The sequence below is a fragment of the uncultured Mucilaginibacter sp. genome (assembly GCF_903913935.1).
Taxonomy (GTDB): Bacteria; Bacteroidota; Bacteroidia; order Sphingobacteriales; family Sphingobacteriaceae; genus Mucilaginibacter.
In genome coordinates, this window is sequence record NZ_CAIWNH010000294.1 from 1 (window position 1) to 11126 (window position 11126).

Annotated in this window: 9 protein-coding genes; 3 read left to right on the top strand and 6 right to left on the bottom strand. The window is 46.1% G+C overall.

Annotation, left to right across the window (positions count from 1 at the left end):
* Positions 1-137: 137 nt before the first annotated feature.
* The 5 genes from QZY09_RS11680 to QZY09_RS11700 form a co-directional block, all read right to left on the bottom strand.
* Positions 138-2351 carry a transferrin receptor-like dimerization domain-containing protein gene (locus QZY09_RS11680; protein ID WP_295672577.1) on the bottom strand — a complete coding sequence of 738 codons (2214 nt, stop codon included), beginning with the start codon at positions 2349-2351 and terminating at the stop codon, positions 138-140.
* Between the two features lie 201 nt (positions 2352-2552).
* Positions 2553-3338: an indole-3-glycerol phosphate synthase TrpC gene (gene trpC / locus QZY09_RS11685; RefSeq protein ID WP_295672579.1), complete on the bottom strand. Its 786-nt coding sequence runs from the start codon at positions 3336-3338 to the stop codon at positions 2553-2555.
* 90 nt (positions 3339-3428) lie between these two features.
* On the bottom strand, positions 3429-4061 hold the full coding sequence (locus tag QZY09_RS11690; RefSeq protein WP_295672581.1) for an aminodeoxychorismate/anthranilate synthase component II: 633 nt from the start codon (positions 4059-4061) through the stop codon (positions 3429-3431).
* A 121-nt stretch (positions 4062-4182) separates the two neighbouring features.
* Positions 4183-5592, bottom strand: coding sequence for an anthranilate synthase component I family protein (locus tag QZY09_RS11695; protein ID WP_295672583.1), 1410 nt, complete (start codon positions 5590-5592; stop codon positions 4183-4185).
* A gap of 213 nt (positions 5593-5805) precedes the next feature.
* Entirely contained in the window at positions 5806-6249 is a 444-nt protein-coding gene (locus tag QZY09_RS11700; RefSeq protein ID WP_295672584.1) for a cytochrome B, read from the bottom strand.
* Between the two features lie 178 nt (positions 6250-6427).
* Between QZY09_RS11700 and ffh the strand changes: the two genes are divergently transcribed.
* The gene (gene ffh, locus QZY09_RS11705; RefSeq protein ID WP_295672586.1) at positions 6428-7753 is read left to right on the top strand and encodes a signal recognition particle protein; all 1326 of its coding nucleotides are present in this window, start codon (positions 6428-6430) and stop codon (positions 7751-7753) included.
* 98 nt (positions 7754-7851) lie between these two features.
* Here the strand turns inward: ffh and QZY09_RS11710 are convergent, their stop codons facing one another.
* Positions 7852-8034 (bottom strand): hypothetical protein, encoded by a 183-nt coding sequence (locus QZY09_RS11710; RefSeq protein WP_295672588.1) that lies wholly within the window; start codon positions 8032-8034, stop codon positions 7852-7854.
* 175 nt (positions 8035-8209) lie between these two features.
* On the opposite strand from QZY09_RS11710, the gene QZY09_RS11715 reads away from it, so the two are divergent.
* Positions 8210-10270 (top strand): hypothetical protein, encoded by a 2061-nt coding sequence (locus tag QZY09_RS11715; RefSeq protein ID WP_295672590.1) that lies wholly within the window; start codon positions 8210-8212, stop codon positions 10268-10270.
* Between the two features lie 42 nt (positions 10271-10312).
* Positions 10313-11126 (top strand): DUF3857 domain-containing protein (locus tag QZY09_RS11720; protein WP_295672593.1); only part of this gene is annotated, 814 nt, incomplete at its 3' end.

Below are 11126 nucleotides of genomic sequence, written 5' to 3' on the forward strand. Positions count from 1 at the left end.
AATTTACGCAGGCTTATATCGCCTGACAAATATTCGAATATGATTTGCTGTTTTATTCTTTCTATATTCATGATCCGGATCTCCTTGTGACAACCCTAATCAGTACGACACACCGTGTGGAAAAACGGAACGCTTTATTATTTTGCCGCTGCCAGGTAGGCCGCTAAACTGTTGATGCGTTTGGCTACGATGGCTATTTGTTGCTGGGCCTCGGTCCAGTTACGTTGTTCGATGGCTTCGCGGATGCCGGGCAGGGTTTTTACGCCGTAGCCGGTATAAAAACCGGGGGCGTAAATGGTGTGCCGGTACCAGGGGCGGCGGGGCAGGCCGTCGCCAAGCAATTGCTGTTCGGCATGGTATAATAGCTGGTTTAGCTTATCGTGGTTGGTATTGCTTTGTGCTGCTGCTGCTGCCCAGGTGGTTGCCAGGCCATTGGCGGCTTTTTTAAGGCTGTCCAGCGCGGTTTTTAGCGGGGCGAAATCCAGTTTGGGCACTTCGGCTTTGGCCTCTGGGGCTTTTTCGTGTTTGGTTGGGTCGGCCGCCAGGGTAAAGTCATTGGCTTTGATCAGCTGGTTTTCCATGGTGGTGTTATCGCGCATTTTGTCGGTCAGCTCGGTTAATTCGGTAACGTATTTACTGATGGTGGTATCCAGGTTGCGGAAATCAAAGGGCAGCAGGTCGGCATCGGCCATGCGCAAAATGGCATGCCCGGCCGTTTTTGAAAGGGCTACGCCATATTCAAAAGTAGGGTCCTTAAACCGGCGGTAATCATCAAACGAATCGTAAATAGAGTGGTATTCGCCGCCGCCATCTTCGCCGCCAAATGCAAGGTCCAAAGTGGGTACCCCCAAATGCTGTAAAAACGACGAAAAATCAGACCCTGAACCCAGTGGTTCCAGCGGTTCCACTTTGCGGGCCATAATTTCTTTTTTATCCTTGGCTGAGCCTGCGTCCACCAGTTCTCGGGCACGCTTCCGGTCAAACACACTCACATTGGTTTGCGGATCGATAACCGTATGGGTGATCTCGTCCATAAAAGGCTCCAGGGCCTGAGAGCCGCCGCCGCCGTAAAAGCCGCGGCCGTTACCATCGGAATTGATATAGACTACGGCCTTTTGCTGCAATTCTTTATCGTGGTCCTCGGCATACTCGGTGGAGCCGATGAGGCCGGGTTCTTCGCCATCCCATGAGCAATAAACGATGGTACGTTTGGGTTTCCAGCCAGTTTTGAGCAGGTCGCCCAGCGCCTTTGCTTCATCCAGCATGGCCACCTGCCCGCTGAGGGGGTCGCCGGCGCCGTTTACCCAGGCATCGTGGTGGTTGCCGCGCATCACCCATTCGTCCGGAAATTCCGAACCTTTTATTTTGGCGATCACGTCGTAGGCCTGCACCATATCCCAGTTAAATTCGAGTTTAAGGTGCACGGTAGCCACGCCAGGGCCCACATGGTAAGTAATGGGCAGGCCGCCCTGCCAGTCGCGCGGGGCAACAATACCGTCAAGCGCTGCCAGAAGGGGCTGCGCGTCGTGGTAGCTGATGGGCAATACAGGGATCTTTAATATGGTAGCGGCATCTTTGCGGTCAAGGCGTTTGGCATCCTTAGTGGCGCCAACTCCGGGCGTCAACGGGTCGCCAGGATAGATCACCATATCCATCACCGAACCGCGCTGCACGCCGAATTCGTTTTTATAAGCGCCTTTAGGGTACACTTCGCCGGCGCTGTAGCCATCGTCGGCCGGGTCGGAATAAATAATACAACCGATGGCGCCATGTTCATAGGCCACTTTGGGCTTGATGCCGCGCCACGAGCGGCCATATTTGGCTATCACGATTTTCCCTTTTACGTCGATACCCAGTTTGGCCAGGGTTTCGTAATCCTCGGGCAGGCCATAGTTGACGAATACCAGCTGCCCGGTTACGTCGCCATCGGCGCTCCAGGCGTTAAAGGTAGGCAGTTGGTCGGACTGGCCGGAGGTAGCGTCTTCGGCCAGTGCGGGTTCTTTTAATAATGCGGTGTATGTTGTGGGGCTGGTAAGTTCCAGCACCCGGGTTTTGGGCGAGGGAAATAGCACGGTATAGGGTTGCAGGCGTGCATCCAGCCCATAGCTTTTATATTTGGCGAGGATCTTTTCGGCCACGGCCTTGCTGCCGGGCGAGCCCAGGTTATGCGGAAAAGCGGAAAGTTCTTTTAAGTTTTCGCCGATGCGCGGGGCGCTTAAAGCGGCATCAAAGGTTTGCTCGGTTTGTAATTCTTTTGTTGCATTAGCTTCAGTAAAGCCGATGATGGTTTTTTGCTGTGCATTTGCAATGGCGGCAATGGCCATGAGGGCCATGGTAAGTGTTTTTTTCATTTAGCGAAGTCAGTTAGGGGTGAATGTAGGGAATTTGGGGCGGAATAGCAATTTTCAGAGGAATTTGAAAAATTGATGATTTGAAAATTTGAAAATGGAAAAGCGAATGTTGGTTAATTCAGGGCTATCCAAATTGCCAAATTTTCAAATCATCAGCGCAACTTAATTCTATCATTTTCAAATTTTCAAATTGCCAAATTTTCAAATCAATTCTCCCACAAACTCCAGCATCGCTTTGCCGGGATCTTCCTGTTTCATAAAATTCTCTCCAATTAAAAAACCATTGAAACCCGCGAGTTTGAGTTGTTTAATGGTTGCGGGGTTGCTGATGGCGCTTTCGGAGATCTTTAGAAATTCTGAGGGGATATGCGGGGCCAGTTGGTACGAGGTTTCTACGGACACCGAAAAATCGGCCAGGTTGCGGTTGTTTACACCGATAGCGTCGAGCTTTGGGTGGATGCTGCGTTCCAGTTCTTCCAGGTTATGCACCTCCAGCAATACATTCAGGCCAAGGCTTTTGGCGAGGGTGGCCATTTTGCCTATCTCAGCCGGCGTTAATATGGCTGCGATCAACAAGATGATATCAGCGCCTAAAGCTTTTGCTTCGATGATCTGGTATTCGTCGATCATAAAATCCTTGCGCAAAACGGGGATGGTATTGGCCTTGCGGGCAGCAATCAAATCGGCCTTTTTACCCATAAAAAAGTTGCGGTCGGTTAACACCGACAGCGCCGAAGCCCCTGCCGCCGCATAGCCGTTGGTGACGTTTTTTACTGAAACCTTATCATTGATGATGCCTTTTGAGGGGGATTTGCGTTTAAATTCCGCAATAATGCCGGTGCGGGCAGGATCGAGCAGGAAATCTTTAAAGGAATAACACTCCCTGGCGAAAAATTCAGCCTCTTCCAGCTGCGTATAGGAAGTACGTGATTTTGCCCGACGCACTTCCTTTTTTTTATGGATAACGATATTATCAAGAATAGTCATTGGTATAGCTCCCTAACCTCCGCTATCAGGCGGAGGGGTTTTTAACTTATTAGTTTATTGATCTGTCTTTTAACCACGCTGTTTCCCCCTTTAGGGGGCCTGGGGGCCCAGCCAGTTGCTCATCATCTCTTTGCCATACTCCGTAAGCACTGATTCCGGGTGAAACTGCACGCCGCGCACGTCATATTCCTTATGCCGCAGGGCCATTACCGAGTTGTCGGATTCATCGATAGCGGTTACTTCAAGGCAGGCAGGGATAGCTTTTTCGTCTACCACCCATGAGTGGTAGCGGCCCACTTTAAACGTTTCCGGCAAGCCGATAAACAGCTTTTCGTTGCGGTCGATGATCTTTACCGGGGTGGCGATGCCATGCATGGGCTGGCCCAGGTTGTAGAGCTTTCCGCCAAATACTTCGGCAATGGCCTGCTGCCCCAGGCAAACGCCAAAAATGCTTTTGGTCGGCGCATAGCGCTCAATCACCTGTAGCAGTAAACCTGCTTCCGAAGGTATCCCCGGCCCCGGCGACAGGATGATGCGGTCGAAGGCGTCGACGTCTTCCAGCGCAAATTTATCATTCCTCCACACCTCGCACTGCAGCCCGATCTCGTTAACCAGGTGCACCAGGTTATAGGTAAAGGAGTCGTAGTTATCGATGATCAGGATGCCCCCTGACCTCCGCCCATTGGCAGAGGAAGCGTGGCGTATATTTTTATTGTCGTTCATTTTCTTGTCATTAATAGTTACCGGCCTTTTTAGCCTCACCTAAATCCTCTCCAAGGGAGAGGACTTGAACTTCACTCTTTTTTAACGCCCTCTCCTTTGGAGAGGGTTGGGTGAGGCCTCTTCAAAGCTCCTCTGCCAGTTCTATCGCTTTCCTCAGCGCCGCTATTTTGTTGTCTACCTCTTTTAATTCACTTTCAGCAATGGATCCGGCTACGATGCCTGCCCCTGCCTGGTAGTGCAGGGTGTTGTTTTTGCTCAGGAAGGAACGGATCATAATGGCGTGGTTAAAATCACCATTAAAGCCGAAGAAACCGATGGCGCCGCTGTAGAAGCTGCGTTTGGTTTTCTCGTTTTCGTCGATGATCTCCATGGCGCGGTATTTTGGCGCGCCGCTCAGCGTGCCGGCTGGGTAGGTGTCAGCTACCACCTTAAAGGAGGACGCGCCGGGCAGCAGCTTGCCACTCACATGCGATACCAGGTGGATCAGGTGCGAATAATACTGCACTTCTTTAAAGGCCTTTACTTCTACCTGTCCGCAATGCCGGCTGAGGTCGTTGCGGGCCAGATCGACCAGCATTACGTGCTCAGCAGATTCCTTAGGATCAGCCTCCAGGTTGCGGGCTATTTCGGCGTCTTTTTCGTCATCTCCACTGCGTTTAAAGGTGCCCGCAATTGGGAATATGCTGGCGACCCTGTTTTTAATAGTAATCTGCGCTTCGGGCGATGATCCGAAGATGCGGAAATCGCCGTAGTCAAAATAAAACAAATAGGGCGATGGGTTGATAGAGCGCAGGGCCCGGTACACATTAAATTCATCTCCCAAAAACTTTCTCGAAAAGCCACGGGACGGTACGATCTGGAAGACGTCGCCGCGGTAAATGTGCTGCTTCATTTTCTCCACTACGGCCATAAACTCTTCACCAGTTAGGTTGGAGGTTTCTTCGCTGTCGCTTTCAAAGCGGTACTCCGGGAAGTTTTTATTGCGGATCAGGTCGGCCAGCTTTTCAAGGCCATGGTTTTCAGGCGCGCCTTCCGGCTGGTTCATAAAAATGTAAAGTTCATTTTTAAAGTGATCTATCGCGATGATGTAGCGGTAAATATGGTATTGCATCACCGGGATCTTCCGGGTATTATCTTCGGTATCTTTTAGTTTGATAGTTTCAAAATGCTCCACCGCCTCATGGGTAAAATAACCAAACAAGCCGTTAGAGAGCATTTTGCCGGTTTGCGGGTCGGTATCAAAGCTATCAGTAAATTCATTGATGCGGGCGATCAGGTCGAACTCACCGGCGGCATAGTTTTCTTCGCTGCCATCGGGGTAGGTTTCTTTCAGCGCGCCGTCGTTCAGTACAAATCCGGCGATGGGTTCGCAGCAAACATAGCTCATGCTGTTTTCGCGGCTATGGTAGTCAGAGCTTTCCAGCAGCAGCGAATTGGGGAAAACATCGCGAAGGCGCAGGTAAATACTCACCGGGGTAGTGGTGTCGGCAAGCATTTTTTTATGGCTGGTATTAATTTTATATTTTTTCATTTTTCTCTCAAATATTATTAAAGCAAAAAACCCAGCGAATGAGGTTCGCCGGGTTTCCTATGTAGGTTTACAATTGATTAGTATCTCGATCAAAAACTATCCGGTTGCCAAAATTAATTGGTGCCACCAGTTGTTAGTTTGATTGATTTTGATCATTGCGGTGACAAATTTATAAAGAAAATTGAATTAGCAAATTTTTTCTGCACTTTTTTATCAATTAGCACCCAAAACCGATAAATGACCGGCCATTATTGCTCCAATTATCACCAAAAAAGCTATCAAATAAAATATCGCGATGGTTTTATGTTTACTCACTGATGTCTCAATCTTTTTCGCTTTGATATACCCAACGGTAATCAATGCGATCGCAATGAGCATCATTACCCAATGTTCAACGGTAAAGTAACGGGTGGTAGCATTTTTCATGGTCTCACTATTGAACTGTACCTTGGGGCTTAAAAAGAATAGAATGATGCCGATCAATAGCTGGGTATGTGCCGATATAAAGGCGAATAAGTTGATCTTACGGTTGCCTTCGGTGTAGGGTTTATTGCCAAGCCAACCCATCAATGATTGGATGATAGCCAATAATACCAGGATAAACACCACATAGCGGAAGCCGGAATGCAGGTCTTTAAAGATTTCGTATAAAGTCATTGCTTAAAATATTTCCCGAATATAGTCACTCTGAGGCTTAAGTCAATAGCCTTGAGTGTTAAGTCTGAAAAAAAGACATTCTCCATACGTTTGGCGCTATAAATCAACCCTAAAAAACTCATTCGGGCAATTTGCGGCAAATTCATAACTTTGCAGCCTTAATAGCAGGATTAGTAAAATGTTTGAAAATTTATCGGACAAACTCGACAGGGCCTTTAAAGTATTAAAGGGACAAGGTAGCATTACTGAAATAAACGTGGCCGAGACCATGAAGGAGATCCGCAAAGCGCTCCTTGATGCCGACGTAAACTATAAAACCGCCAAGGCTTTTACCGATGAGGTAAGGCAAAAGGCAATAGGGCAGAACGTGTTGACCGCCATCTCTCCCGGCCAGTTGCTGACCAAGGTAATGAACGATGAGCTGACCGAACTGATGGGCGGCAGTACTTCCGAATTAAATTTAAGTGCTTCACCTACTATTATATTGATTGCGGGCTTAAATGGTGCGGGTAAAACCACTTTCACCGGTAAGCTTGCCAATTACCTTAAAACGCAGAAAAATAAAAAACCTTTACTGATTGCTGATGATATTTACCGCCCGGCGGCTATAGAACAGCTGCAGGTTTTAGGCGCACAGATCGGCGTTCCGGTTTATGCCAATTTGGAATCGAATGATCCCATTGCCATTGCAAGGGAAGGTATAGCGCTGGCCAAACAAAACGGCAATAATGTGGTGATCATTGATACCGCAGGCCGTTTAAGTATAGACGAGGCTATGATGCGCGAAATTGAGCAGGTAAAAGACGCTGTTAAACCGCACGAGATCTTATTTGTGGTAGACGCCATGACCGGGCAGGATGCCGTAAATACTGCCAAGGTATTTAACGACAGGCTCGATTTTACCGGCGTTGTGTTAACCAAACTTGATGGTGACACCCGCGGTGGTGCGGCCTTATCAATTAAATCGGTAGTAAATAAACCGATCAAGTTTATTGGTACGGGCGAGAAAATGGAAGCGCTGGATGTTTTCCACCCGGATCGTATGGCCTCGCGTATTTTGGGCATGGGCGACGTTGTTTCACTGGTTGAACGTGCCCAGCAGCAGTTTGATGAAAAGGAAGCTGCCGAACTGCAAAAGAAGATCCGCAAAAATAAATTCGACTTTAACGACTTTTATAGCCAGATACAGCAGATCAAAAAAATGGGTAACATGAAAGACCTGATGGGCATGATACCTGGTGTTGGCAAAATGATGAAGGATGTAGAGGTAGATGACAACGCGTTTAAAGCCATTGAAGCCATCATTCAATCGATGACACCTTACGAAAAAGGCAACCCGGATAGCATTAATCAAAGCCGCCGTAACCGTATCGCCAAAGGGTCTGGTACTAACCTTACTGAAGTAAACCGCCTTATAAAACAATTTGAGGATATGCGCAAGGTGATGAAGCAAATGAGCAACCCCGCGGCCATGGCGAATATGATGCGGAGGATGCCTAAGTGATTTCGGAAGTCGGATTTTCGATTTCGGATTTACTTGATTAATATATTTAGGAGCGCCTTTCGTTTTTGGAAGGCGTTTTTATTTGCTTTGACTAGCACCTATCCAAACCTCAATCCTGCAAAATTCTTTGTCAACACCTGGCTGTTATTAACGTTTAGCCATTTATCCAGCAGGGTGGCGTATACGTCCCTGAAATCAATTTTATACTTTACGTCGCCGTTATCCAATTTAGACGGGTCAGGTGCCTTATTATAAATAGCTGCAATATTTAACCCCTGCATTGTTTACTGACGAGCTTTCCTGCACATTGCAATCTTTTTGCAGTATACCCAAACCCGCTCTTGTAAAAAAATGTTTTTGCTGTTAATTATTGCCTGTATTTTTATTTAGGCGATTTGAATTACATATAGTTTAATCGGAATTTATTAACTTTATGTCGACAAACCCACCTTAAACATGAAGAGGCTCTTTTTGCTGCTGCTTATTATCACAACAACCTATTATTTAACAACCGCACAGACAAAAAAGGCTCCGAAAACCGACACTTCCAAAAATAAAAATCCCTCCTTAACAGACTCTGTAAACGTTAAATTTCCGCTAAACCTTAATACAGCGAATTTTGGCAGGATTGACAGCGCCGATATGAATTTAAACCCGGCCGTCCCGATTGAAAAATACGGGTTTGTTGATACCGCCGACCTAAAAATGACCCACTGCGATTTTGAAAAAGATGCCAATGCGATGGTGCTTTTTGACCGCGGCGAAATGGCCTTAACTGCTCCCGAAATAATATTGGAGCGCCAGCGAAGGGTAAAAGTATTCAATGATAACGGCAAAGGGGAAGCCAATATCCACATCGAACTCAACAATCGCTTTGGCACCGAAACGATACTGGAGATTGAAGGAGAAACCATCAACCTTGAAAATGGGAAGATCCGGTATACCAAACTCGACCCAAAACTTATCTATGCCGAGCATACTGATAAAAATAAAGACGTGATCACTTTTTCACTGCCGGATGTAAAGGCCGGTTCGGTATTTGAATACAGGTATATGTGGGCCCGCAATTTTTCCAGAAACTTTCCGCCCTGGAACTTTCAATGTAACCTGCCCACCCGCTACAGTCAGCTCGACGCCTTTATTAACCCGATGCTTACTTTCTCGGTTTATCAAAATACAGCCAATGTTTTCGTTCGCGATACGGTCTCTATGGGTGGTTTCGGCCATGTTTGGGCAATGGCCAACATTCCATCAACCAGGGACGAAGCTTACATGCGGTCGGCGGCGGATGTGTTGCAAAACTTAACCTTCATTATCAGCGCGGTAAAAGTCAATGGGCAAACCGTTAATATTGATCAATCATGGTCTGACGTTGGTAGGGAAATTGCTGCCGAAAAGGATTTCTATAAGCCATATGACCAGAGCCTGCATGACGAAGATGACCTGGTTAAAAAAGCTGCGGCTTTAAAAAGCGACGACCAGAAAATTGCTTTCCTGTTTAACCAGGTAAAAACACTGATGAAGTATAACGATTTAAAAAACTGGATGTCAAAAGATGGTATTAAAGCGGCGTGGAAGCGAAAAAGCGGCAGTTGGGGCGAAATTAATATGATATTGAACCGCCTGTTGAACCTTGCAGGCGTTAAGGCCTACCCAATGCTGGTAAGCACCCGAGATAACGGCAAAATACTTTCGAATTTTACAAATATTTACCAAATAAATAAGCTGGTTAGCTATCTTCCGGTAGATAGTACCAAATATTACGTTTTAGACGCTACCGATAAATACAACGTTTATAACGAAGTGCCTTTTGACCTTTTAAACTCTTATGGGATTTACCTTAATAAGCTTAAAAACGAATATCCGCTGGTTTTTTTGAAAAACGGCGCACAGGTAAGGCAAGCTGTATTTATAAATGCCGATATCAACCCGGATGGCACCATGAACGGTAACGCGCAGATCAGCAGCTTCAGCTACCAAAAGGGTACACGCCTTGAGCTCCATAAAATGCTCGACGAAGAAAAATATAAACAGTACCTTACTGAAAACGATAATAATTTAAAGGTCACGTCACTCCAGTTAGAAGATGCCGAAGTGGACTCGCTGCCGCTGATGCAAAATGTTAATTTTAAACTCGACCTTCCCGGAACCGACGATAAGTACATTTATTTTAACCCCAATTTATTTACATCGCTGCATAGCAACCCATTTTTGAGTAAAGAACGTGTTTCTGATATCGATTTTGGCTGCAGCAATATTTACACCATAAACGGCAGGTATAAAATGCCGGCCGGATATAAAATTGATGCCATGCCGAAAATGGAAACATTGGTAATGCACGACAGAAGCATCATTTTTAAGCGCATCATTGGCGAGCAGGATGGCTACATAATAGTGAACTATGTGATCAATTATAAAAAATCACTTTATTCGCATGCCGATTACCCCGACATCTATGCCTATTTTAAGCAAATGACCGAGATGCTTAACGAGCAGATCGTATTTAAAAAGATTTGACCCGCGTTATAACGCTATAATTATCCCTATACCATTAAACACATGATTAAAATTTATTACACACTAACTATTATTTTACTATTTACACTTCCTGCAATAGGACAAACAAATCAACAATCCAATGTGGTTAACCCGCCGGTTGTTAAATTGCCTGAACCGTACGGAAAAATTGATCGTACTGACCTTGAATTAAAATCGTGTGATTTTGAGCCGGATGCAAATGCTGAAGTTCTTTTTGATAAGGGCGTAATTACCACCTATACTGCTATCAGCCTTGAACGCCATGTCCGGATAAAAATCTTCAATGATTTTGGAAAATATTTTGCCAATGTCCGACTTTACTATGGTACTTATTCGGGTTCTGCCACAGTAACCGGTTTTCAGGCGGAAACGTTTAACCTGGATGGCGATAAAATAGTTATTACCCCCCTCGATAAAAGCCAGCTTCATATTGAAAAAATCGATAAATTTCACTCTGCTATGGAATTTGCCCTGCCAAATGTCAAACCCGGCAGTGTGATTGAATATAAATACAAAGAAGATTTCGGCGGTGTATGGGATTTTCAGCGCGATATACCCGTGCGTTACAGCGAAATACAGGGGGCGTTTTCAAATCAATTACACTTTAGGCTCATTGATCATGCTAAACAAGCCTACTACAAAAATGTGGGCGAAAGCAGCGACCTGGTGCAGGATAAGGTGATGATCAATGTGCCATCATTGCCGGACGAACCTTATATGACGCCTCGTTCGGAAAATTTACAACGTATAGAAATTTTAAGCAATGTAATAGCTATAAATTCATGGCCCCGCATAGGTGACCTGATCATGAACTATTCCGATTTTTCTAATGAGT